Here is a 25,102-nt window from a genome sequence, read left to right on the forward strand (position 1 = left end):
GTTTATCTCGCTGGTGCCAGTGTTAGTAGGCCCATACCGAATCCTTTCGCGCGACCAATCCCATCAGTGAGGGTCTTCCGTAGCTGGTTTGGGTCTGTGACGCGCAGGATTCCGTCGTATTGGGCTGTCGCTAGGGTGACAGTGCGTTGGCCTCTGCGGAATCGTTGCAGACCTTTCTTGGTGACCTGGAACATCGGGTCTTCATCCGGTCCAGGAGAGGTAATTGAAAAGCCCTTTTCTTCTGTTCGTTCAGTGAGCCATTTCGTTTGATCCGCTAATGTCAGTAAACCGACCTGTTTCCTTTCCCCGTTGTCGGTTCGAATCGTTTTGCTCGGGTTAGCAGTGAGTCGGAATCGGTAGATATCTCCTTCCTGCATTCGATTCAGAAATGGATCGTAGCGTACCGAATCCCAGGAGGACTGATTTTCCCAGCCAGCTTGTTCCTGGAGGTGGATGAACGAGGGTTGATCTCTGCTGACGATGATGAGGCTGATTGCGTGCTCGGAGCGGTCTATCCGCCATAGGACGCGGTGGCTATCGTCCCCGGTTAACTCAGGGGGGAAACAGCTCATTACGGCTGCGTGCATTTTCCAGGGATTGCCGAGAAGTTCTGTGGTTCCACGTCGCCGTGGATGCAAATTCATGCGGGACAGGTAGCTCATGCTTCACCTCTCAGGAGGAGCATTGGGTCGTGGTTGGGTGTAGAGGTGTTGCCCGCATTGCGGGGTTCCGTGAAACCATGGACGACTCCCCGAAGATCGTGTGCCCGGCCATTTTCGCGGAAGCTCCGAGGTGTATCTCTGATGAGTTCGTCGTATTTCTCCCCAGGTAAAGCATCGCGGTAATAATGGAGCCGTACTGATTCTTTAAGTGAATCGGTATAAACCTCGGACGCGAGCCAGCGGTAGTCGTTTAGTACCTGTTCAAGGGGGCCTTCTTCAACACTAAGGAATATTCTCTTGCTCGGAGGGCAAGAGCGACGACCGAGGAAGAGCGGGTATCTTGGTTTCTGGAGTGCTTCGGCTATTTGGCAAATCTCTTCGTTCTGTCCCTCGAGCGCTGCGAGGAACACGGCATCGGAAAGATAGTCCCGGTGGGTTAGTGGCCTAGATGCTTTGTTGATGGCAGTACCCCTGGACACCTTTTCCCAATCAATTTCTGTCTGGAAATCAGTGAGTAGTGTACCCGGTTGATCAATCCGTGTCCCGAAGCGGAGGATGGCCAAGTCATCAATGGACTCTTCACGTGAACGACCGAGCGCTGCTGCCACCAGTCCGATGACGCCACTTTTCGTTGGATGATCGAGGGTCTTTCGGTGGTTGAAACGACTCTCGCTACCCCACGCTTGTAATGATCCGGCAAGTTGGAGTACAACGACCGTCATTCCGGACTCCCAAGACGATTTTTGACGGAATCGATGGCAAAATTCCTGATGTCCTGGAAAGTTCCGAAGGTTCCATATTTATCCAATTCGCTCTTTGCCTCTGAGGTTGCGGCAGACCCGGAGACAAAATATCGAACGGCGACCGGCTCGGTGCCGTAGTCGGTGTCTTCGCGTACAGCGTGCTGAGCGAGCTTGATTACGGCTTTCTCTCCATATCCGGAATCGGATTTAATGGCTTTTTCGAAAGCTCCAATGAAGTTTACCGGCTGATCTTCGCGGATGGATACCATGACAAGTTCAGGGCGTGTCCTGTTTCCAAAGGTGTTTTGTTTACCGGTTGGCATGGATAGTGTGAAACACATGATAAATGCCTCAACAGCGCGGCATGCGGCATCAATCGATCCTAACTCTTTGACGAGTTTGGGGACATCAATTGTGGCGTATCGGTAAAGTGTTGATGATGTGAATTCAACGGTCCCGATCATTCCGGCTGCGGCAGTATCTTTGGCCTTATTATCGTCACTCGCGGTGAAGTAGTCGAACTCGGTGAGCGAAGGGTGCACTGATAGTGCATGAGCGACTTGGCAGGTCGCGTCTGAGTTTAACTCCGGAGCGTCAGCGATCATTCTGCCAAAGAGTGCGATATCGATAGAACGATCATCGGTGATTGCTGCCTGTGCAGCTTTCTTGGTAGCTGCTTTGCCGGAGTCGTTTGATTCGATACCGAGTTTGGCCAAGTTGATGATTTGGCGGCGAGACAGAAAAAGCAAATATCCGGTGACTGGGCTCGCTGCTTTCTCTTCGCCTTTCTTTACCTTGGGTTCTTTCACCTTGATCCCGGATGCGGTCAGAGTTTTTACTGCGAGGTTTTTGGCGGTGTCGATTTTGATATCGGGTCGAAGTTCGTGGATTTTTGAAGTGATTTGGTCAACAGCGACGAGGGTGCGTTCACCAAGCTCGTCAGTGTTGAGGTAGTTTTTGAAGTTGTCTCGCGCTGCACGCTTCCATGCCTGACTCGACACGCGGGAACGGCGCACGCCGCCGTAGACGGCTGATTTCGGGCTTCCGGTGTCATCCCTGTTGATGCATGACGGTGGTACGGACTGGATGATGTGGATGTCGAGGTAGAGATTCTTGGTTGTCATGAGATTACCTTTCGTGGGTTATTAGGACAGGATTAGGGATTGGTTTTCGGAGCGGTACGGTGAAGCTGTCGTCCCCAGCGGAGTCGTACCCCGGGGGCGCTCTCGGCGAACTGTAGTTCGTAGAGATCGACAGTGAATTGCGCGTAGTCTAGGGGGATCGCGTGTGCCCGGAACTGCTGGATGAGACCCCTCGCGTGGTGCCTGGATGCATCGAAGGTCTGAGCTGTCGCTAGGGCACGGAATCTCCTTAATATCGATTGTTCGAATGCCTCCGTATTTGAAGGGTCAGCGAGACGTCGAATAGCGTCTCCAAATCCTGTGGGACGGTCTGACTCCGCCCCCTCCTCCCGCATGGGTATGTGCATGGGATGACGTTGGGACTGCTGATGGATTCCATAGAGTCCGAATGCTGTGTAGACTGCGTTTTCTGCGTAACTCGGCTCGTTGTATTGATTGCTGTTCGCAGGCAAACCCGAAAGAATGAGCGGCCACATGTCGGGCATGTCACCGAGTTCTCTCGTTGTGCTTGATCGCATGAGTGCGAGCTGGGCCTTGGCCCGGCTTTCCTCATGCAGGTAGCGGGTTTGAAGATCAGCAATTTGGCGGTTCATCTTCGCTCTTATTGCCGCCCTCATTGGACGCTGCTGCGTGTCGGTGCCGTCAGTCATGGGAATTCTTGGTTTTCCTCTCTTCGGGATTGTAGGTGGCATCTTTTTCTTCCGGGGGGAGAATTTTGCTGATCGCTGCCATGTACCGTGCGTGGACCAACGGAGCGGTGTAGACGCGGCCATCATGTTCTCTCCCTGTCCACGCAGGCTCCCCCGCATTCACCACGAGATTTTCCGCTAAACCCAGCGCAAGTTTGCGGAGAGATGAGGCCCATTTAACCCTTTCCACATCTTGATCGCACTGGGCGGTGATACCGGTGAGCCAGGTACGGAACATCGGATCCACTTGACTGAAATAATGGGTGGTGGCGCGAGTTCGCTGTCCTTCCGGTGTTCCTCCCGCTGCGATAGCGAGGTTGCCTGCAAGGTTTGTGTACTCCCGGCCGATTTGGGTTGCACGTTCGACCGCAGAAAGGACCAGCCCGTGGAGGTTCTGCGCGTCAGCCGACGCAAGTTCGCTGGATAGACGGAGGGAATCATGGAGGATAGTGTCAACTACGGAATTCTGAGTGCCGTACTCGATGCTCACGACATCAAGAACGATACGGTATGCAGGTGGAAGAGAACCACTGGTCAGTCGACCGACCCAGGTGACGTTATGTGGGGGAATGAACCTGCGAACCTTGCTCCCGTTGGGTCCCGCGACCATGCTCGGATCGGGACTCGGAAGAAGTGTTTCAAGCCCCCGCCACATGGTCTGCCCACGGTTGAGCGTCCGAGGCATGTAGATGGTGCGCTTCGCTTTCTTAGATTGAGGTTCAGAGTAGCGGAATGAGGTCATGGTTTCGTTCTGAAGCTGCGCGGTATAGTCAACCGGATCTCCGTTGCAGACCAATGCACCAGTGACCATGCCATCTTCCACTCGAAGTCGAATGCGGCGTTGTGGCCAGGTAAACAGTGCCACCTGCCCCGGTGGCCGCAGATCTGGTCTTGGTCCTGAGGGCAATGGAGGCTCCTCCCACAATGGGAGATCATCGGCTTCCGGAACTCGGTCTGCGATGAAATTGAGAAGCAGGGTTTCGAGCAGTGTGCTGCCTACGACTGTCGTCCCACCGAGCCAGCCACACCATCCGATTCCCATCGGATAACCTCTTCCACCTTTAACCCGCGGATCATCACACTGCCCAGATTTGATTCCTGAGCAGTCCCATGCGTTTGCGTTAATTAGCCAGCGAGACCCCTGAGCCAACGATATCGGTGTACGTGGGTCTGTACGGGTAAAAAGAGCATCCTCTCCTGGACTGTCTGGAATGATTACTGAGAGATCCTTCCATGCCCCGGCGGGTGTCCGGAGCATGGCGGCCTGAAGAAAAGGGTGTTCAGGATCGCAGAGGTTGAATCGACCATGCCAGGTATCGAGGTACTCATCTACCATCTCGATATCGAGGCTCCTCAGATCCCACATTTGCTTCCAGTAGTCAAGAGGATCGTGTTTTAGTTCCTCTCTCAGTGAACGATAGAGGATGGCAAGGAGTATCCGGAGGATCGCAAAATCCATGGTCGGGAGTTCATTACTCAGTTGTCTATATTCGTCTGCTGAATGCAGAAGTTTCCGTATGCCTACCTCTTCCACGTGCCCGGATTGGTTGAGAACCTTTATCCAGGGTTGGTCGATGAGGTTAAAAATAGCCGCGCTCATGATGTGGTCAGGCTCCTGCCTCTGAGGCACCGATCTTTTCAATCTTAATGCCTGTTGCTGTGTCGTACCAGATTCTGTATTTATTAATTTCTACTGAGAGGTTCTCGTCGAGAATTAGTGGGAGCTGACCCCTTAGCCAGTGGGATTTCTGCCATACGTCGATGTAGTTCTTCTCCAGGGTATCAAGAACTTCGTCTCCCAGGCTTCCTTTTGAGAGAAAAGCGGGAAGGCTCACAGTGCACATTGCTATATTTTTCGCCAACTCAGTATCAATACCCGTGATCGGATTAACTACCTGGTTTCCGTAGTCACCTAACCAAGGGAGTGTGGTCAGAATGTCGCCTCGACGCTGAATCACAATGACCTCGTAGGTCGCATCCGCATCTCGGACTTGCGGAACTCCGATGTTTCGTCCACCTGGTTCTTCGTCACTGATGGTGGCCCATCCGACGATGCCACCCCGAGAGGGAGATGGTACCAAGAAGGTGGACGCTCGAGCGCGGCTCTCGTTGTGCTGTTCGATTTCCCTCTCGTGTGCGTTGGTCCACGCGTCCGCCCATGAAGAAGGGGAATTTAGGTCTGCGGAGTAGGCACTGTCGACGAGTGAACTTACATCTGTCGGAGATGTGATGACCGTGCCATGGCGAAGAAGCGTTAGCGTTGTGCGCAGGAGCGCAGCCTCCCCGTAGACGTACCTGGAACCTTTGGGGAAACTGGGGGGATCAACAGGTATTTCTGAACGCTCTAAATCCACGCCGGTGACTCCGGAGATGTGTAATATCGCTGACCGTAGATTCACTGGACGTCGGGCATTATTGGTCTGATGGCGGTGCATCCGGCCTGCTCGTTGTATGAGCAGATCCATGGGGGCTAGATCGGACACTAGTGCATCAAAGTCGATGTCCAGAGATTGTTCTATCACCTGAGTAGAAACAACGATCAGGCGAGCTGGACGTTGACCGTTCGGTCCGAGCAGTGTGAGTAGCTTCTTTTCACGTGATCTCCGGTCGACGGCTAGGAACCTTGAATGAAGTAGAAAGATCTCCTTTTTAGGAATAGATGCTGCTAGTGTGCTGTAAATTTCTTGGGCTCTGGATACTGTGTTGGCGATAATACCTACGCATCCGCCTTCAGTTGTTATCTCGAGTGCTGTTTGTGCAATATCTTCTGCAGATTCCCCAATCGACCGGATGGAAAAAGTTCTCGTGCGTCCGGAGGGAAGGGGAGTTCGTACTTTTATCTCGCCGTTCGAGACACATGATACTGCTGGGTAAGCGGTAACCTCAGTAGCCTTCTTCCACAGGGTTTTCTCGGGATCGGGCAGGGAGTCTTTTCTCCGTTCACGACGCTCGTTGAAACTCATCGACTTTGGTCTAACGTGTACGGAGCTACGCTGCCCCCTCGCGTAGGCCGTACACATCTCAGCGCGTCGTGTGGGGGATAATGTTGCAGAGAGGGCGATGACTGTGGTGCCGGACGCCCCGAACCACTCTAAGGCTCTGTCAAGGTAGACAGACATATAAGTGTCAGCGGAGTGAATCTCATCCAATATCACGACCTTTCCGGCGAGCCCCAGATGTCGAAGCATGACGTGCTTTGATGAGAGAGCTGCAAAAAGTACTTGATCAATGGTCCCGACACTGAAGTTTGCGAGTGATGATTTTTTTCGACCCTGCAGCCACCAGTGTGCAGAGATCTTGCCACAATCATGCTTATGTCCGAATTCTTCGAGATCGTCGTATACCGGATGTAGTTGGTTATGGCTTTCTAAAAGCCCGCGATACTCATCGTTGAACTGAGCACGTGAGTGGCAGAGCACTGCCGATGCTTCCATATTCTCTGGTATGGCACGTTCAAGCCAGGAGAGAATTCTGTTGAAGATACCGTCGCTGGTGGCACAGGTAGGCAATGCTACAACGGCTCCGCCATATTGGAATCGGGACGCGACGATTTCGGCTGCGGCGAGTGCAGCTTCTGTTTTTCCTTCTCCGGTCGGGGCTTCGATGAGAATGAGGCCGGGGCTGTCGATCTCTGAGGCTGATTCCATCGCTGCAAGTTGAGTGGTTCGTGGGGCAGCTCCGGCGGGAAGGTCGAAACGGGCGGAGAAAAGCGTTTCAAGGCTGTCAGGTATCGCTGGAGACCATGGTGCCGGTAGTGCGAGGTTGTGTAGAGCTTGCTGGGTTCGACTGTTCCGGTCGGCATTGCGCGTCAGCGGAAACAGATCGGCATTGGACGCGATCCAGTCACACACTATGACGAAGCCCGTTAAAGAGTGGAGCGCGGATTGAGTCGGAGTGCAACAGGCCAAGGTCTCAATCTCGGCATCTGAGAGTCCGGCTGTTGCGGCTGCGCGATCCCACCAGATGAGTCGGTCTTTACTCCAATGGAGGTGTTCTTCATTGGCAAAGGCGGACACGTTCATTGGAGTGCAGGTTCCGTCAGGATAGACGCCGTGATGTCCTCCGACAACACCTGCGAGAGCGTTAACCCCTGGAACGCCCCAGGTGCCAGTCTTTGTTTCGAACCATTTAAGCATGCTGAGATAGCTGATTATCGAGTGCGGTGCACTGCGCCGTTCGCCGGGGGATAGGGGAACGAAGTGCATCCCCGCGTCACGCATCCGGTCGGCAAGTGGCCGGACCTGCATTGCAAAGGCGGATGAGTGTTTACCGATGTCATGGCCAGCAGCCAAGAATACCGCAGCTTTTTTGGCAAGTAGCTCAGTGGTGAAAGACTGAGAGATTAAACGTCGGGTGGCTTGTGGTAACCAGTTGTCCCACATGTTGTCGGCTACAGAGGCCGTGTCATCAAGGTGTATGTAAAGGGGAAGCATCTCCGTGCTGTCTTCGCCGTAACTGCGGGGAGATTTGGCCCAAGAGCTTGTGAGGGGCTTTAGTGGAGGGGGCTGTTGGTGAAAGACGCTCTGCATACTCGCTTGTCCTGCCGTTGTGGTCCGGGTGCTTGTGGGATCAACCAATACTCTGCCAAAAGTATGGGACACGTGGACCGATAGGGGGGGAACATAAGTTCGATATCTGGTGAGGGGTGAACTGCGATGCTTTGGTTTACCGGAGGTGCCCACGTGGATGTTTAACAGGTTCGTCTCGTAAGTTCTCATCTCCGGTCGAGAGATGTTGAGGGATCAGGTTAGCGTCTTGTCGAGGGGTGGGAATGGGGTGTGTGACTGCTCACTCTAGTGGCCGGAATTTTTGGCGCTGTTGGAGAATCGTTAGATTGCAGTAGGGGTTGAAGCTCTGTGTCCCGGACAGTGACGTTTGCCATCCCTTTCCTGCGAACCTTGACACGATGGTGGCAGCCTAGCTAGGCGTTAAGTTGCTCTGGATATTGTTCAGTGAATAAGGCATAGTCGCTATCTCGAATGACTGCTGTTATCAACAATATTGTTCAATATCTCTTTCGGGAGAGGCTTGTGACTACTCGAACCCTCCAAGAAGGGTTGTGAGTCTGTTGCAGACATCGGAAGTGGTTTTTTCGACTATCCCAGTTATCGGTGTGGGCGTACTGATCAGGTTGATATCTGGGCGGTAGAAGGTCGTGTCGGGATGTCTGGTGGTGTTTTGGAGTTTCCGGTGAGGCTTGTGGGTGTAAGTCTGTGGAAGGTGTGGGCCCCCAGGTGAGGGAACTCGGGGACATTCTGGGTGCACAAGAAAATCCCCGGATCTAAGATCCGGGGATTTTCTTCCATTTGGGGGTGGCTGACGGGACTCGAACCCGCGACACCCAGGATCACAACCTGGTGCTCTACCAACTGAACTACAGCCACCATTGCTGACTGCACTGTCGGTTTCCCTGACTGTGAGCAGCGAGGAACAGCTTAACCCAGATCCCTGGTTTTACAAAAACCGGGCGTAGGCGTTCTCTGATTCGGTGGCTGCAACCTGGGTTTCCTCTGTTCCGGGGCCGGGTTGTGTGACGAAGATTGCGCGGCGGTAGTAGTCCAGTTCCCGGATTGATTCGATGATGTCCGCGAGTGCCCTGTGAGCCATTCCTTTGTCCGGCTGGCGGAAGTAGACCCGTGGGTACCAGCGTCGCGTGAGTTCTTTGATGGATGAGACGTCGATCATTCGGTAGTGCAGTGTGGCGTCGAGAAGTGGCATGTATGCCCTGATGAAGCTGCGGTCGGTGGCGATTGAGTTTCCTGCGAGTGGTGCAGGGTGTGCGGGATCGCAGTGCTCGGTGATGAGGCTCAGTACCGCTTGTTCGGCCTCTTCCAGCGATACCGTGGAGGATCGGATCTCTTCTGTGAGGCCGGAGGCCCGGTGCATTTCGGACACGAAGCCGTCCATCTTGGAGAGTTCCTCTTCCGTGGCGTGGACCACTAGGTCCACGCCTTCGCCGAGAATGTTCAGGTTGGCGTCCGTGATGACGGCCGCCACCTCGACGATCACGTGCTCGGATGGGTTGAGGCCGGTCATCTCCAGGTCTATCCAGACGAGCCGGTCGTTTTTCGCCGGGATTTTCGTGTCTTCTGTTATTTCGGTCTTGTTGTGGGGCATCATTCAACCCATTTTCTTGTAGAAGGATCCCATGATCGGGGAGATGAGGGCTGTGGGGGCCACCGCACTGATCCGGTCCATCGCCTTTCCGAGGGGGCCGGGGACGACGCGACGTCGATTTCCCGACATCGCGCTGAGTGTTTCCCTGGAGCAGGATTCGTAGGTGGTCCAGAGGAAGTCCGGGACTACTTTGTCGACGATTGATTTGTTCGCTTCATCGATGACTGCATCGCGGACGGGCCCGGGGGCGAGCAGCGTACAGGAGACACCGGTTCCCTTCAGTTCATAGTGCAGGGCTTCCGTGAACGCATTGACGCCCGCTTTGGTGAAGACGTAAGTCGCGTTGTTGGGGATCGGCATGTTTCCTGCCGCGGAACCCACGTTGCAGATCGCTCCTCGACCACGGTCCAGCATGCCCGGAAGCACTGCCCGGGTCAGTTCGAAGACCGCTGCGGCGTTTAACTGGAACTGTGCTGTCTCGTAGTTCCAGTCTTGGTCCATGAAGGGGCCGAAGCTGGCGATGCCTGCGGAATTGATGATGATGGTGATGTCCCGCTCCCGGATTTCGTCGATCAGCTCGTTGCGGGCGGCGGGATCGGAGAGATCGCAGGGGCGGACCTCGACGGTCACACCGTGGGTGGCGTGTAACTCGTCGGCGAATGCTCGGAGCACATCTTCGCGCCGCGCCACGAGAATGAGATTGTGTCCGAGACGGGCCAGGTCGCGGGCCATTGCCATGCCGATGCCCTGGCTCGCTCCGGTCACCAGTGCTCGGGCATCTTCGCGGGGGGAGGGTAAGGCCATGGGGGCTCCTTCTTGGGGAACGCGGGTCCTGAATTGGGGTGACCGGCTTATCGTACCGGTCTGACACGACGTTAGTGCCAGAGTCAGGATTGCGGGATCGGGTGCGGAGTTTTTCACGCTGTGGGCTTTTTATCGCAGATGCTCGATGAGGGTGGTTGGCCCCGGGCATTCATCGTTTCCGAACCTGGTGATGGTCGCTTCATCCCGATGGTGGCCGCTGGAACTGTGCGGTGCTCTGCATGGAAAAGCGGCGCCCACCCCGAACCATCATCCGAAGTTTGGGGTCGGCGCCGTATGGTGCCCCCGGCAGGATTCGAACCTGCGACCAGCCGGATAGAAGCCGGATGCTCTAATCCACTGAGCTACGGAGGCGTGTTGAAAGCCCCTACCGAGAGTCTCATCCGGTTTCACGGGCACATTGTGCGTTGCGGGTGGAAACCGGAACCCGTGAGGTGTCCGCTCAGAGCGGCTTGTCACACGTTGGGACGTGGTCGGGATCTTTCCGATAAGAGACTCTAGCCTACATTCAAGGTCTTGCTCCAATGGGAGTCTGGATGAGGGCTTCTGTGGGTGTTGGTGAATGGTGTCGTGATGATAGTGGACTGATGATTAGTGGAGGTTTAACTCAGGTAAGCCTTGGCGAAAGTGTGAGATCTGGATGCGTTGCCGTTAAGTTCCGGGGTTGTAAATTGAAGCGTGGCTTCTTTCGGGGGGAATCTTTTACTGCGGGACGATGATTATATTCGCAGGTAGGGACGGTTCTGCGGGGAAAAGCTCAGGAAACCGTGTGCTCCTACGTACGACTTAAGTTATGCTTCTGACGAACTGTAACTCACCACTCAAGGAGATTCTCTATGAAACTCAGCAAAAAAGCCCTGGCCCTGATGGTCGCAACCGCCCTCCCGTTGACCGTTGTCGCCCCCGCGTACGCGACCGAGGACAACAAGGACAACAAGCCCGTTCTCAGCTCCGAGGAGAACAAGGACGCTGCTGTCACGAGTGAGGATGAAGAGGTCATCGAGAGCTCCGTCAAGGTTGACGGAGAAGGCTCCAGCGACAAGGACAGTGACAAGATGGGCTCCAGCGATGAGGACGGCAACCCTGTCCTCACGAGTTCGGATGAGGAAGCCGGCGAAAGCTCCGTCAAGTCCGACGACTTCAACTTCGGTTCCAGCACCACTGATCCGCAGGATGACGGCGACAGCAAGGACAAGAACGGTTCCAGCGAGGACGCCGACGGCAACAAAGTCGATCTGGGCAGCGCATTCCTGGGTCTTGTAGCTCCGTTCGCTGTCTTCGCCGGTGTTATCGGTCTGATTACCGCTGGTATTTCCTGGGCGGTTTCCCAGGGCCTGATCCCGAACTTCTTCGGTGGATCCCATGCCGCTCCGGCTCCGGCTCCGGCTCCCGAGAACACCCATCCCGCGCCGAAGGGCAAGGGTATCCCGAAGAACTGATTCGTTCTTCACCCGGTGTCGGTATCCTGACAAGAGGGATCGGATTTACGTCTGAGCTTTCAAAGTCGAGTATTGATCGACATGAACGAAAGACCCCGCACTACAGTGCGGGGTCTTCGCATGCCGGAACAAAAGTGTGCGCTGGTGCCCCTGTGGTTCGCAGTCCGTGGGGGCCGGTTACGGGGAAACGCACCCTCTGATTTCCGTGCATCGGTTCTGGTGTCGTTCGACGCCATGTGATTGACAGCATCGGGTGGACCGTCGATGACGTTTGTTCCCGTCACGTGGGTCTTGTCGTACAGGCTAGGGTATCGGGTGGAGGTCGGGATACGCTGGCAACATGCATGGAGAAGCTGTGGATGTTGTGCGGGGTGACCGGCAGGTTGGGTCGGATGAGTCTCCCCGGAGAATCCGGTCGGGTGTGAAGTCCGCACGCCGGGCCCGAGGTTCATCTGGTATGTACCTTCTGTTCCTTCTGACGGCGGGTGCGGTCGGGTCGGTTATTTCGTGGGGGTTTCTCGCGGAATCTTTGGCGGCCCTGGGTATTCCTGATCCCGGTCCGATCACCACCGCCGGGCTACCCATGCTCCGGGGGATCGCGATGATGCTGGTCGCGTTGTCGGTGGGTTCGTTTCTTTTCAGCGGGTTCTTGACCTCGCCGGTGGGGAGGCCACTCGCGACGGAGGAGATCCGGGCGATTCGGTCCGGGGTTGCTCCGGGCCGTGGTTCCCGTGTTGGGGGGCAGCGGGAGGGGACAGAGCAGTCTGATCCGCCATCTGGCGATCATGAGGTCGATCAGGATGCTGGTGATGAGATCTCGGAGGAATCCGGTCCGGATAATGTGACGACTGAGAGGCTGTACGCCGCGAAGTTGGGTGTGGATGGTTCGGTCGCCGCGCGGGAGGGGTCGTTGGCGGCAGCGTGCGTCGGGTTGATCGCGCTTCTGATGATTCCGCTGTATCTGTCTGATGTTTCCGGTCAGCCGTTCACTCTCACTGTCCGTCCGGAATCCTGGCTGATTGCGTTGTCGCAGGTGCCGACATCACTGGCATGGTTCGTTGTTGCGTGCATCGCTTTCTCTACGGCGATTCTCGGGTTGTTGTCGAGTCGGTGGATGATGCAGCCGATACTGCTTCTCGGGGCGATCGGTATGGTCGTGCCCCTCGGTCTCGAGGGGCACTCCGCCACGGGGGGTGATCATGATTTCGGTACGAACTCTTACCTCTGGCACCTGCTGTTCATGACGCTGTGGGTTGGTGGTCTGATGGCGCTCATCGCGCATGGACGTCGTCGGGGCACGCAGATGGATGTCGCTGTTCGGCGTTATTCGCTGATCGCCTTGGTGTCGATCGGTTTCATGACGGTTTCAGGTCTCGTGAACGCCGCGATCCGCATCCAATGGTCTGATTGGTTCACCACCGGCTACGGATTTTTGATCACCGCCAAGACTGTGGGGGTGATCGTGCTTGCCCTCTTCGGGTTCATCCACCGACGGGTGACGATCTCAGCACTCAACCAGAATCCGGCGGATCATGCCTTGTTCCGCAGGGTCGCAGTGGTCGAGGTTCTGGTGATGGCCGCGATTACCGGGGTGGCGGTGTCGCTCGGCCGGACCCCGCCGCCGCCACCGCGGTCGGCAGATCTGAACACGATGGACATTCAGCTCGGGTACAAACTCTTCGAGGAACCGACACTGTGGAATGTGTGGACGATGTGGCGCTTCGATCTGGTCTTCGGGACAGTCGCCATCATTTTTGCGCTTGGGTACGGCTGGGCGGTTCATCGTCTGCGCCAGCGCGGTGTGGTCTGGCCGATGGTGCGCACATTCTGGTTCCAGGCGGGGAATGTGATGCTGCTGTTCACCATGTGCTCCGGTATCGGGATGAACATGCCGGCGACGTTCTCGATGCACATGATCGGGCACATGATCCTCACCATGGGGGTTCCGGTGTTTTGGGTTTTGGGGGGACCGTTCACTCTGTTCCTCGCGGCGCTGGAGCCGGGGAGTCCGGATACTCCGGGGCCCCGGGAGTGGTTACTTGTTGCCATCAATAATCCTGCCGTTCGTGTTCTCACTCATCCCGCGGTGAACACGATCCAGTTCGTGGTGCTCTTCTACATCCTCTATCTCACGCCGCTTTATGACGTCGCCGTGACGGAGCATGCCGGGCACCTGATGATGAATGTCGTGTTTCTGTGGTCCGGGTTCATGTACTACTGGGAACTCATCGGTGTCGACCCGGTCCCGGTGCAGCGCAGTCCGATGGGTAAGGGGGCATGGCTGTTCTTCTCCCTGCCGTTCCACATGTTCTTCGGCGTCACCCTTATGCAGATGCAGACGGTTCTCGCCTACGATTTCTACTCCACGCTGGGGCTGCCGTGGGACATCGATCTGTTGAAGGATCAGACGGTGGGTGGCGGTATCGCATGGGCGTCGGGCCAGTTTCCGCTGCTGATCATCTTTGGAGCGGTCCTGTTGCAGTGGTGGCGTGCGGATCGACGGGAGATGCGGATCTATGACCGTCGTGCTGACGCCACCGATGACGAGGACATGGCCGCCTACAACGAGATGCTGGCCAAGATGAATGCCGGGGAGAACTACTTTGACGAGTACTACGAGCAGGACATCAGTACATCCCGGAGGGCGAACGGTCGTGACGAGGGACGATAACCCGACTGTCGATGACTGGGGATAACTACTGAGGCCAGGCGCGTCGTCCACAGGAGACGAGAGTTGAGGGTTTGATTGGTGGGCTGTGCTGCGAGAGTGGGGGCGTGCATCCGGCACCCGGCCGGGTCCGTTCCGAAAGGACTCAATCTCATGGCTCAACACAGTTTCACGCTGACCGGGAACCTCGGGGCAGACCCCACCTATCACGGGGTCAGTGACAGTAACGGCGTTGCCAAGTTCCGGCTGTGCTCGAATCGCCGCCGTCCGGGGGAGAGAGAAGGCACGTGGATCGACTACGACACCCTCTGGATCGAGGTTCAGTGCTGGGGCAGGTTGGCTGAACACGCCCGTCGGTGCCTCCGCAAGGGGATGAGTGTGATCGTGGTCGGCACGGTGATTCTCGAGACTTGGACTGATGCCGACACGGACAGCAACCGTTCACGCATTGTTCTCCGGGCAAGCCACATCGGGCCCGACCTTAACCGCTATCTCACCACAGCGGAATTGCCCGGTGGGGAGACGGTCGCGCGGCCATTGACCGGTGGATGGGTGACATCGGGGCAGATACCCGGCAACGGAACGGCCTCTCGTGTCGGTGTCCAGGCTAGGAAGGAGGCGGTCGGTGAAACGTCGGATGGTGGTTCCCGGACACCGGAGGGCCGTGCACTTGTGGGGGCAGCCTCCGGTGGTGACGGAGAAGCTGACCCGCCGTTCTAGGAGGTGATCGCAGGCCCGGGGACACTGTGGGACACCGGGCGCGTCTGCACCTCGGGTCTGCACGGGAGGTGGGGTAACCTCGTGGGGCAGGACTGCAACCGAGTAGAAAGCACTAAGGGACAAACATGGGCGAGTTCATCTACACGATGAAGAATGTGCGTAAAGCACACGGTGACAAGGTTATTCTTGATAATGTCACCATGGCCTTCTATCCCGGCGCCAAGATCGGCGTCGTCGGCCCGAACGGTGCCGGTAAGTCATCGATTCTGAAGATCATGGCTGGTCTCGATCAGCCCTCTAACGGTGATGCATTCATCGATCCGGGTTCCACCGTCGGTATTCTGCTGCAGGAACCGCCGTTGAATGAGGAGAAGACCGTCCGGGAGAACGTTGAGGAGGGGCTCGGCGAGATCTTCGAGAAGAAACAGCGCTATGAGGCGGTCGCAGAGCAGATGGCCACCGATTACACCGATGAGCTGATGGAGGAGTTCGGCAAGCTCCAGGAAGATCTGGATGCGGCCGATGCGTGGGAGATCGATTCCAAGATCGATCAGGCGCTTGACGCCTTGCGCTGCCCGCCTGGTGATGAACCCGTCACGCACCTCTCCGGGGGTGAGCGACGTCGTGTCGCACTTGCGAAGCTGCTGCTCTCAGAACCTGATCTGCTGCTGCTCGACGAGCCGACCAACCACCTTGACGCCGAGAGTGTGCTCTGGTTGGAGCAGCATCTTGCCAAATATCCGGGCGCCGTTCTCGCCGTCACCCACGACCGGTACTTCCTGGATCACGTCGCGCAATGGATCTGTGAGGTCGACCGCGGCAAGCTGTACCCCTACGAGGGCAACTACTCCACCTACCTGGAAACTAAGGCGAAGCGCCTTGAGGTCGCCGGTAAGAAGGACCAGAAGCTGCAGAAGCGCCTCAAAGAGGAGTTGGCCTGGGTCCGTTCCGGAGCGAAAGCACGGCAGGCGAAGAACAAGGCACGTCTCGCACGTTACGAGGAGATGGCGACCGAAGCCGAGAAGTACAAGAAGCTTGATTTCGAGGAGATTCAGATTCCGACCCCGCCGCGCCTGGGTAACCAGGTAGTTGAGGCGAAGAACCTGACCAAGGGTTTCGACGGACGGACTCTGATCAAGGGTCTTTCTTTCACTCTGCCGCGCAACGGCATCGTGGGTGTCATCGGCCCGAACGGTGTGGGTAAGTCCACACTGTTCAAGACGATTGTCGGGCTTGAGGAGCCGGACTCCGGAGAGGTTGTCGTAGGACAGACCGTGAAGCTGTCTTACGTCGACCAGAACCGTGAGAACATTGACGGTGAGAAGACCGTGTGGGAGGTTGTCTCGGACGGTCTTGATCACATCGTCGTCGGCCAGAACGAGATGCCCTCCCGTGCTTACCTGTCGGCGTTCGGCTTCAAGGGGCCGGACCAGCAGAAGCCGGCGAAGGTGCTCTCCGGTGGTGAGCGTAACCGCCTTAACCTGGCTCTGACCCTGAAGCAGGGCGGAAATCTGATCCTGCTCGACGAGCCGACCAACGATCTCGATGTTGAGACGCTCTCATCTCTAGAGAATGCTCTCGTGCAGTTCCCCGGTTGTGCCGTGGTCATTTCCCACGACCGTTGGTTCCTGGACCGAACCTGTACCCATATCCTCGCGTGGGAGGGCAACGTCTCTGAGGGACAGTGGTTCTGGTTCGAGGGTAACTTCGAGGAGTATGAGAAAAATAAGGTCGAGCGCCTCGGTGCCGAGGCTGCCCGTCCGTCTCGGGTGACGCACCGTAAGCTCACGCGCTGATCTGGTGTGCCTCTTCGCGGGCGCACTGAAAAACCGGCTCCGGACGGTTGGTTGACCCTGATCGTCCGGAGCCGGAAGCATTCAGTATGCTTTTGATTTTGAAATGAAAATCGTCGTGTCGATCCCTCGGCAGGTATAGGTTGGTGGTTGAGCATCACCGCAGGACCGGGAACCCGTGGGCCCGCGACTCCCCCAGTACGGAAGGATCCCCGAACACATGGCCAACAGCAGTGACCGCACCGTCGGTAACGCACCCGTTCACACCGCAGAGGTCCATGTTCGGTGGTCGGACTTCGACCGATTCGGACACCTCAACAATGCCGCCTACATTGAGCTCGCACAGGAAGCCCGCAACATTTTTGCGCTGGAGGAGTTCATTGGCCGTGGACACGAGGTGCCTGCGGTGTTCATCCGTCGCCTGGACGCCAACTATGTCAGCCCGATCCTCCCCGACACCTCTACCGTCGTGGTGGAGACCCGGGTGACCCGGATTGGTCGGACGTCCTTCACCACGAGCCAGTCCATCATTGACCGGCACGGGACCGTCGCCTGCGTCATCGAATGTGTCCAGATCGCTGTTGACCTGAAGACCGCCACGCCACGCTCCATCACCGCGAATGAGCTGAAGATCCTGAATCGGGCCGCCGGTACCGAGAGTGCAGTTGAACCCGATACCGAACAGGAGGAGGCTGGCCGGGAGTGACCGAGACCATCACCGTCACCGCAGGCGCCGAAGGCCTCAGTGCGCTACTCTCCCGCGCCATTGGTATCGACGCCGACGCCTCCGCCCGGTTCCGGAAGCGCACTGACGGTACCGTCGATGTTTTCGTCACCACTCCGTTCGATGTCGTCGCGACCCGGAGGATAGGAGGTGTCCCGGGGCGGGACGGTGCGGTTGTTCGGGCTGCGGATCTCCGCGATGCCCTCACGGAACAGCGCACGGACATCGGACCTGCCCGCGACATCGCGTGGCCGGGGGCATTGCCCCCGGCCGAGGGGTATATCCTCCTCGACACTCTCCCGGTCACCGTTGTGCGGCAGCTCGCAGACCAGGGGCAGGCACTAGCCCGCCAGTTCTCCGGGCCACTCGGCCCACCGCAGTCCCTTTTGGACCAGACCGTGCTCACCGTCACGGCCCCGGAAGAGGAGTGTACTTCGGCTGAGATAACCATGCGGATGGTATTCACCTGCACCTCTCTCGGACTCATCCCCGGTCCTGCGGCGCCCGAATCCATTCCCCGGCATCTCAGGGTCTCCACCTCGGGAACCTGGGTCCGCGTGGATGCGCCCTTCGGGAGTGTCTACCGCAACACTCGCCAGTCGGTACTCCAGCTCTGATCCGGCACCGCGACGCGCGGGCCGTTTCAGTCGAAACGGTTGATCAACATGTCCGCCACACGCACCATGTGCTCCCACAGGGCCTGCCGGTAAGGTCCGGGAAGGGTCTGCTCGTCTACCGTGTCGAGTGCCCTCGCCATCATCTCCAGCCACCTGTCCCGTTCAGCCATCCCAATGGAGAATGGGTGGTGTCGCATCCGTAGTCGCGGATGCCCACGGTTTTCACTGAATGTCGGTGGACCGCCCCAATACTGGGCGAGGAACCACTTCAGCCGTGCCTCGGCGCCCTCCCAATCATCGACCGGATACATTGGACCGATGAGATTATCTTCGCGTACTTGCAGGTAGAATCGGTGCACGATGGTGGAGAAAGTCTCTTCACCGCCGATCGCCTCGTAGAAACTGGTCGGTTGTTGTCCCGTCATTTCAGCTCCCCTGCTGTACCGGCCCCGGCAGAACCCCTGGCTGAATCACTGTTCGACGGAGTCCCGGTGATTCCGATGCCGTGAGGGTACGGAGTGGAGATACCCTGCTTCTGCAGATCCGTGATGATGCATCCGAGAAGTTCACGGCGGATTCTCCACTGTGTTCCGGCGACAACCTTCACCCGGACTCGAATGAGCATGTGGTCCACCGCGAGAGCATGGACGCCATCGACATCAGGTACGCCAAGCACGGATTCCCGGAGCCCTTCGAGTGCCACCGCAGATTGTGCCGCATCACCGATAGCCCGCTTCGCGGCTTCAACGTCATTGGACAACCCCACGGGGACGTCGATGCGGGCGACGGCATGCCCCTTGGTGGAATTACCCACCTTCTGGATCAAGCCGTTGCGGATAAACCACAGTGTGCCGTCAACGTCCCGGATGGTGGTCAACCGGAGAGATACGGCCTCGACGGTTCCGACGACGTCCCCCACATCAATCAGGTCACCGACTCCGTACTGGTCCTCGATGAGCATGAAGATTCCGGAGAGGAAGTCCTTGACCAGAGACTGCGCACCGAAACCGAGGGCGACGCCGACAACCCCGGCGGAAGCAACGAGCGGGCCGACCTGCACCCCGAATTCGGTGAGTACAGCCAACCCCGCCCATGCCCACACGAAGATCGCGACGGCGGAACGCGCGACGGATGAGAGCGTCCGGATACGGGCTTCCCGGCGCGCGCGGTCGAGGGCATTCTCGGGTTCGGTGGCGATGGACTCGCTGAGCAGCGAGTGTCCCGGTCCGCGTTCGATGGCGTGGCGGGAGAGTCGCTTGATCAGCAGGATCAACGCCCATTGGATTCCGATGGCGACCACGAGTATCAGCCCGAGCGACAGTGCGGTGTCGATGAGCCCCGCAGTGGTGAACCCGGGTTGATTCCTGAATGCGTCCTGCAGCGTGTCTTTCACATCTGTAGAACCTACCGGGTACCTGCCCGGTTCCCAGCTTCGGAGCTAGGGTTGGATCCATGAGTAACAGACCTGTAGCAGTCATCACCGGAGCCACCGGCGGTATCGGCCGTGCGATCGTCGATAGACTCGCACCGGAGTTCGACGTGTTCGCTCTCGGTCGGAACCACGTTCTACTCGGGGAACTGGATACGCTGAACGGTGTTCGGGCGGTGCGGTGTGATCTGGTGGACGAGCTTCTCAACGCCGCTTCTGTCGCAGGTCTGCAGGAAGTACTGGCGTTGCCACGTGTCGATGTGCTGGTGCATGCCGCTGCGGTCGGGCACAGGTTATCGGTAGAGCTTGCGGAGCCAGCCCAGTGGCGGGAGATGCTTGATCTGAACGTCGTGGTGCCTGCGGAACTCACCCGTAGGCTGTTGCCCGCTTTGCGGCGGTCGGAGGGTACCGTTGTATTCATCAATTCCGGGGCTGGGAATGGGGCTCACCCTGGGACAACGGTGTACACCGCCACCAAACATGCGCTGAGGGGTCTCGCGGACAGTTTCCGCAAGGAGGAGGCGGCTGCCGGTGTGAGGGTGAGCGGTATCGCACCGGGCCCCACTGACACGTCTATGCTCCGGGGTATCGTCGAGTCTGCTGGTGGGGTCTACACACCGGAGCACTACATAGATCCCGCTGAGGTTGCAGCAGCGGTTCACCTGGCGGTGAGTGCGGGACCGACGACTCAGCTCACCGACATTGCGGTCCGTCCCCGGATTGAATTGGCCGACCGCTAGTCCACTCCCGTCAGGGCAGCGAGGGCGTGCACGGCGGCTGCGTCCGTTGTCTGCAGCATCGTGGCGTCCGTTCCGGGCATCGGACTGATTGTGGTGTCCGGCATCTGGGCGTGGGTTGGGATACCGATGAGATGCACTCGCGGGTCTGGTTTTCCGTCTGCGCCGATGATCCGCTGTGTCACCGGATCAACCTCCGGTGACGGTGTTGGTGTTCCGTCAGACAGTCGGAACACCCGCATCCGGCCGCGCTGGAGCAGGTCCCGCATCAACGGTTCAGCGGTGCGACGGATGTCGGGCGCCGGTAGTCGGGCGTCGAGAAGTACCCGTGCGGCGGTCGGCCGCCGGGTGGTGGGGGAGTGCATGCGGAAGACCCCGTCAGACACTTCGACGGTGGGATGCGCCCCCAGGAAAGACACGATCCCGGCGTCCACGAGCGCCAGAAGTTCACGGCTGCGGAACGCCGGAGGCCCCGATCCCGCCATGCGTCCGAACGCCATCATCCACGCGTAGCACCCGCGCCGCGATTCCGGCGTGTAGCGACCGCCTGCGCCGAGTACCGAGACTGGCTTCCGCGCGGATGCTATCGACCAGAGGCCCTCCTTCAGCGCGCTGTCCCGGCCGGCAGCGGCGTGGGCGATGTCCACCACCAGGCCGGCGGCGACGGCGTCGGTGAACGCCTCCGGGGACAATTCTCCGGAGAGTCCGCGGGCCGCCAACGGGTCAGCTTCCCTCACCGGATCGAAGACGGTGACCTCGGGAAGTTCCTCTGCCAGTACCCGGGGGATGTCCTGCACCGCGGTGGTGTCGATCACCGCCACCAGTCGTTCCGGATCTGGGATCAGCGTGGGATGCGTACGGTGCAGTGCCCGGTAGTACGCCTCGTGGGCGTCCCGGGCGACCGCGGGCCACACCTGTTCCGTGAAGTCGATGGGGCCGGTGGTGGCGGAGAGTTCCCGTGCCACGGCGCGCAGACGGTTATGCGGCATCCTGGGTGGGAGTGTGCGGTACTCCGACTTCGGGAACAACGGATAACCACGTCCCGACGCCGCCACGATCCGTGGTTCCTGCCCGGAGGGGATGTAACGGAGGCCCGAGCGACTGGAATCGTTTTTCACGAAGCGTCCGCCGCGGCCCACCGTCAGCAGAACCATCGCATCGAAGAACCCCATCCCCAGGCCACGGATCAGCACTGTTTCTCCCGGTACCACACGGTTGAGTGGCTGGTCGGCGGGATTGCCGGGCTTGATCCACGTCAGATCATCCGGTGCACCGAGTTTGTCGATGTTCTCCGGTGCCGAGCGCTGCCAGCCGGGGGCGATCACCGTCGCACCCGCCGTGATGACGGAACCATCCGCGAGGGTGATCTCGTCGCTTCCGTCGGCATCCGCGGTGAGAGCGACCGCACGACTCCGGTGATGGCGCAGCGTTACCTGTGGTGGAAGGGTGCGTCGAGCGATGTGGAGGAACCAACGGAGATACGCACCGTAGAGACGACGACTCGGGTTCGACTCCGGCCGGGTTGCCCGGAGCTCATCGGAGAAGGCGACCGCCACCGCCGGGGCGGGGCGGTACCTGCGGAACATCTCGGCCACTGGGGTATCGATCCCGGCTTCGTCAGGTTTCTCCCCGCGCAGCAACTGAATCCACTCATAGAGCGTCGGGCCTCGGAACACCGGGGCGGAAACGGTGGAACCAGGTTCGGTGAACATGGTCACCGCCCCGGCGAGGGTATTCATGCACAGCTCGCCGGGTTGGTCGGTGCGCCAGACCTCTCCCGTCCCGTGTTGAGCATCATCAATGAGGTGCACCGTCAGTGGTCCCTGATCCGGAATGGCCTGGACGGCGGCGCCGAGCCGCTCCAGCACCGACGTGCCGCGCGGCCCGGCACCGATGATCGCGATGGACTGTGCGGAGCCGGAGTTCGGGGAAATCACACAGCCAGGCTAGTCGACATCGCCGTTCACTCGCCGGCGTCGACCGCCCGGTTACGCAGTGCCCGCTCGACGCGGTCCCGGCCTTCGGCGACGACGCGCTTCAGACCCGCAGGGTGGTCACCGTCGAGGAGTGCACCGGCACGCGCGATGCCTTCCTCGGTGATGTCCCACGACGGGTAGAGTCCGTTCAGCGCGGCAAGCGCCATCTCCGGGGTAGCGTCGCGCCAGAAATCGGGCGCCAGATCAAAGTAGGCGTCGTTGAACTGCTGCAGGTTCGGTGCGGCGCCGGCCCAGGTAAGACCCTCGATCTTGTGCCGGATCGCCAGGTTCGACAGGCCCGAGCCCGGATCGGTGATTTCAGTGAAGATCTCCTTCTTCCGTTCAAGGGTGTTCACTGCGGCGTGTGCGGCCCACGCCCACTTCCGGCTGTCGGAGGAGCCGTCGCGGACGAGCTCCGCCTCGATCGCGGCCTCCGCGTCCTCGATTTCCCCGGTGGCGATGAGTGCGGTCACCGCCCGCCACCGCAAGTCGTTATCAACCTCGATGCCCTCGATCGGGGAAACCCCATCCCGGATCTTCCTGAACACGGCGATCTGCTCCGGGGTGTCAGCACCGAGTTTCCCACGGGAAAGGACCTGCAGGAACGTCAGCTGCGCATCAGAACCGGACTCGGTGTTGCATGCGCCGTCGAGAAGCGCGTCCGCGAGCAGCTTCCGTCCGGTCTGTTCCGCCCATGTGGGATCCGCATAGTTAGCCAGGGCGCTCGACGCCTGCGTGAGAATCCGTTCGAGAACGGCGATCTCCGTTTCAGCAGAGGCTCCGGAAGCCACGAGCGTGATGAAGTCACGGGCGCGCATCCGCCCATCGCGGACCATCTCCCACGTCGCCGACCAGCACAACGTGCGCGGCATCGGATCCTCGATGCGGGCGATGTTCTGCATCACGAAATCCAGGGAATCGGCGTCGAGATGGGTCAGGCAGTAGGTCAGATCGTCGTCATTGACCAGGACGAGGTCGGCGCGTTCCACGCCGACGAGCTCCGGAACCTCGGTGAACTCGCCGGTGACGTCCAGTTCGACCCGTTTCACACGGCGTACACCACCGTCACGGAGAGAATACAGGCCGACCGCGACACGATGGTCCCGAAGTTCCCCGGCTCCCGGCTCCGCACCATGCTGTCGGATACCGAAGGAGACATAGATGTCACCCGACACCTCGAATTCTGCGGCGAGTGTGTTCACGCCCGTCGTCTTCAGCCACTGATTCGCCCAGTCGGACAGATCCCGGCCCGATGCCGACTCGAGAGCACCGAGGAGATCGTCGAAGGTGGCGTTACCGAATGCGTGGGTGGCGAAGTGTCGGCGAACACCGGCGAAGAACGCGTCCCGGCCGACGTAGGCTGCCAACTGCTTCAACACGCTCGCGCCCTTGGCGTACGTGATGCCGTCGAAGTTCTGCTCCACCGTCTCGATGTCGCTCGCATCCGTGGTGATCGGGTGTGTCGACGGAAGCTGATCCTGGCTGTACGCCCAGGACTTCTCGATGTTCGCGAACGTGACCCACGCGGAGTCGTACTCGGTTGCCTCAGCCTGGCTGATCGCCGCGGACCAGGTGGCGAAGGACTCGTTCAGCCACAGGTCATCCCACCAGCGCATCGTCACCAGATCACCGAACCACATGTGCGCCAGCTCGTGCAGCACCGTGTCGCAGCGCCGCTCGTAGCGGTACCGGTTCACCTTCGAGGTGAACACGTACTCGTCCCGGTGCGTGACACAGCCGGCGTTCTCCATTGCACCCATGTTGAACTCGGGCACGAAAACCTGGTCGTACTTGTGGAAGGGGTACGCCACACCGAAGTTCGCGTGGTAGAAGTCGAACCCCTGCTTCGTCTCGGTGAACAGGCGTTCCGCGTCGAGACTGTCTGCGAGAGACTTCCGGCAGTACAGGCCCATCGGCACGGTCAACTCGTGCGGTTGACCAGCCGGGGTCTCCGGGTGGTGGGTGAGTTCACCGGTCCACTCACCCCGGACCTCGTGGTAGGGGCCGACGCAGATCGCGACCAGATACGTTGATAGCCGGTAACCGATACGGGAAACGTGGGTGCTGGTCCCGTTCCCATTGTCAGTCACGGTCTGATCCGCGTTGGAGATCACCCGCCAGCCGTTCGGTGTGGTGATCGTGAGATCATAGGTCGCCTTCAGGTCCGGCTGGTCGAAACAGGCAAACATCCTCTTCGCGTCGGCCGTCTCGAACTGGGTGTACATGTACACCTCGTTGTCCGCAGGATCAACGAAGCGGTGCAGCCCCTGGCCCGTCCGTGAGTAACGGCAGTCTGCGGTGATTCGCAGGGTGTGCGCGCCGGGCTCCAACCCTTTCAAGGTGATGCCGGCGTCCTCGTCGTAGCCATCGTCACTGAGCGTGACGGCGTCAGCGGTGATGTCCCGACCGTCCAGTAGTGCCTCCCGGACGCGGGCAGCGCGTAGATCGATGAACGTGTCGCCGGCGGTGGATACGGTGAAGTCCACGGTGGTGACGGAGGAGAACTCCGTGTCTCCACCGGTCAGATCAAGGGTGATGCCGTAATTGTCGACGTCGAGGATCGACGAACGCGTCTGGGCTTCCGCATGGGTGAGGTTGGTCGAGGTCACGTGACCGGAGCTCCTATCATCGAGGCGTGCGCGGGCCATCGGTGGCCCGCTCTCTTCAGGGGTGGTGAATCACCAGTGCACGGCACCGCAGCCGGGTGTACGTGGGGAGTCAGGGGAAAAGGGGATAAGGTAACGCCCCCACGCGTCGACGACGGCACCGCATGGCCAAGGATACGGGTCACCCATGGTGGTGGAACGTACAGGCACGGAATGCA

At 58.9% G+C, this 25,102-nt stretch carries 19 protein-coding genes and 2 tRNA genes; 7 read left to right on the forward strand and 14 right to left on the reverse strand.

Features of this window, described 5'->3' with window-relative positions:
- Positions 1-2: 2 nt before the first annotated feature.
- The 10 genes from cas6e to QWU44_RS10610 form a co-directional block, all read right to left on the reverse strand.
- The gene (gene cas6e, locus QWU44_RS10565) at positions 3-662 is read right to left on the reverse strand and encodes a type I-E CRISPR-associated protein Cas6/Cse3/CasE (protein ID WP_370915645.1); all 660 of its coding nucleotides are present in this window, start codon (positions 660-662) and stop codon (positions 3-5) included.
- Positions 659-1,384 (reverse strand): type I-E CRISPR-associated protein Cas5/CasD, encoded by a 726-nt coding sequence (gene cas5e / locus QWU44_RS10570; protein WP_370915646.1) that lies wholly within the window; start codon positions 1,382-1,384, stop codon positions 659-661. Before cas5e ends, cas6e begins: the two co-directional genes overlap by 4 nt.
- On the reverse strand, positions 1,381-2,529 hold the full coding sequence (cas7e, locus tag QWU44_RS10575) for a type I-E CRISPR-associated protein Cas7/Cse4/CasC (protein ID WP_370915647.1): 1,149 nt from the start codon (positions 2,527-2,529) through the stop codon (positions 1,381-1,383). The genes cas5e and cas7e overlap by 4 nt, the downstream gene beginning before the upstream one ends.
- A 32-nt stretch (positions 2,530-2,561) precedes the next feature.
- Entirely contained in the window at positions 2,562-3,197 is a 636-nt protein-coding gene (gene casB, locus QWU44_RS10580) for a type I-E CRISPR-associated protein Cse2/CasB (RefSeq protein ID WP_370915648.1), read from the reverse strand.
- Positions 3,190-4,836, reverse strand: coding sequence for a type I-E CRISPR-associated protein Cse1/CasA (gene casA, locus QWU44_RS10585; RefSeq protein ID WP_370915649.1), 1,647 nt, complete (start codon positions 4,834-4,836; stop codon positions 3,190-3,192). Before casA ends, casB begins: the two co-directional genes overlap by 8 nt.
- A 7-nt stretch (positions 4,837-4,843) precedes the next feature.
- On the reverse strand, positions 4,844-7,765 hold the full coding sequence (gene cas3 / locus QWU44_RS10590) for a CRISPR-associated helicase Cas3' (protein ID WP_370915650.1): 2,922 nt from the start codon (positions 7,763-7,765) through the stop codon (positions 4,844-4,846).
- Between the two features lie 782 nt (positions 7,766-8,547).
- Positions 8,548-8,620, reverse strand: a tRNA-His gene (locus tag QWU44_RS10595).
- 70 nt (positions 8,621-8,690) lie between these two features.
- Positions 8,691-9,353, reverse strand: a complete 663-nt coding sequence (gene orn, locus QWU44_RS10600) for an oligoribonuclease (protein WP_370915732.1) — start codon at positions 9,351-9,353, stop codon at positions 8,691-8,693.
- Between the two features lie 3 nt (positions 9,354-9,356).
- Positions 9,357-10,157 (reverse strand): mycolate reductase, encoded by an 801-nt coding sequence (cmrA, locus tag QWU44_RS10605; protein WP_370915651.1) that lies wholly within the window; start codon positions 10,155-10,157, stop codon positions 9,357-9,359.
- Positions 10,158-10,452: 295 nt separating this feature from the next.
- Positions 10,453-10,529 (reverse strand) — tRNA-Arg (locus tag QWU44_RS10610).
- A gap of 482 nt (positions 10,530-11,011) precedes the next feature.
- On the opposite strand from QWU44_RS10610, the gene QWU44_RS10615 reads away from it, so the two are divergent.
- The 6 genes from QWU44_RS10615 to QWU44_RS10640 all read left to right on the forward strand — a co-directional run bounded on the left by QWU44_RS10615 (position 11,012) and on the right by QWU44_RS10640 (position 18,136).
- On the forward strand, positions 11,012-11,614 hold the full coding sequence (locus QWU44_RS10615) for a hypothetical protein (RefSeq protein WP_370915652.1): 603 nt from the start codon (positions 11,012-11,014) through the stop codon (positions 11,612-11,614).
- 457 nt (positions 11,615-12,071) lie between these two features.
- On the forward strand, positions 12,072-14,285 hold the full coding sequence (locus QWU44_RS10620) for a cytochrome c oxidase assembly protein (protein ID WP_370915653.1): 2,214 nt from the start codon (positions 12,072-12,074) through the stop codon (positions 14,283-14,285).
- Positions 14,286-14,435: 150 nt separating this feature from the next.
- The gene (locus QWU44_RS10625; RefSeq protein WP_370915654.1) at positions 14,436-15,002 is read left to right on the forward strand and encodes a single-stranded DNA-binding protein; all 567 of its coding nucleotides are present in this window, start codon (positions 14,436-14,438) and stop codon (positions 15,000-15,002) included.
- Positions 15,003-15,127: 125 nt separating this feature from the next.
- Positions 15,128-16,798 (forward strand): energy-dependent translational throttle protein EttA, encoded by a 1,671-nt coding sequence (gene ettA / locus QWU44_RS10630; protein WP_370915655.1) that lies wholly within the window; start codon positions 15,128-15,130, stop codon positions 16,796-16,798.
- 217 nt (positions 16,799-17,015) lie between these two features.
- Positions 17,016-17,501: an acyl-CoA thioesterase gene (locus tag QWU44_RS10635; RefSeq protein ID WP_370915656.1), complete on the forward strand. Its 486-nt coding sequence runs from the start codon at positions 17,016-17,018 to the stop codon at positions 17,499-17,501.
- Complete coding sequence (locus tag QWU44_RS10640; RefSeq protein WP_370915657.1) at positions 17,498-18,136, forward strand: hypothetical protein; 639 nt, start codon at positions 17,498-17,500, stop codon at positions 18,134-18,136. The genes QWU44_RS10635 and QWU44_RS10640 overlap by 4 nt, the downstream gene beginning before the upstream one ends.
- 26 nt (positions 18,137-18,162) lie before the next feature.
- Here QWU44_RS10640 and QWU44_RS10645 read toward each other — a convergent pair whose 3' ends face one another.
- Both QWU44_RS10645 and QWU44_RS10650 read right to left on the reverse strand, forming a co-directional pair.
- A complete protein-coding gene (locus tag QWU44_RS10645) occupies positions 18,163-18,561 on the reverse strand; it encodes a globin (protein WP_370915658.1) in 399 nt (132 codons plus the stop codon).
- The gene (locus tag QWU44_RS10650; protein WP_370915659.1) at positions 18,558-19,529 is read right to left on the reverse strand and encodes a mechanosensitive ion channel family protein; all 972 of its coding nucleotides are present in this window, start codon (positions 19,527-19,529) and stop codon (positions 18,558-18,560) included. The genes QWU44_RS10645 and QWU44_RS10650 overlap by 4 nt, the downstream gene beginning before the upstream one ends.
- A 59-nt stretch (positions 19,530-19,588) precedes the next feature.
- Between QWU44_RS10650 and QWU44_RS10655 the strand changes: the two genes are divergently transcribed.
- Positions 19,589-20,305, forward strand: a complete 717-nt coding sequence (locus QWU44_RS10655) for an SDR family oxidoreductase (RefSeq protein ID WP_370915660.1) — start codon at positions 19,589-19,591, stop codon at positions 20,303-20,305.
- Here QWU44_RS10655 and QWU44_RS10660 read toward each other — a convergent pair.
- On the reverse strand, positions 20,302-22,239 hold the full coding sequence (locus QWU44_RS10660; protein WP_370915661.1) for an FAD/NAD(P)-binding protein: 1,938 nt from the start codon (positions 22,237-22,239) through the stop codon (positions 20,302-20,304). The two genes, QWU44_RS10655 and QWU44_RS10660, sit on opposite strands and share 4 nt — an antisense overlap.
- A 26-nt stretch (positions 22,240-22,265) precedes the next feature.
- On the reverse strand, positions 22,266-24,887 hold the full coding sequence (gene pepN / locus QWU44_RS10665) for an aminopeptidase N (protein ID WP_370915662.1): 2,622 nt from the start codon (positions 24,885-24,887) through the stop codon (positions 22,266-22,268).
- Positions 24,888-25,102 lie beyond the last annotated feature (215 nt).

The sequence above is a fragment of the Corynebacterium sp. CCM 9203 genome (assembly GCF_041357675.1).
Classification (GTDB): domain Bacteria; phylum Actinomycetota; class Actinomycetes; order Mycobacteriales; family Mycobacteriaceae; genus Corynebacterium.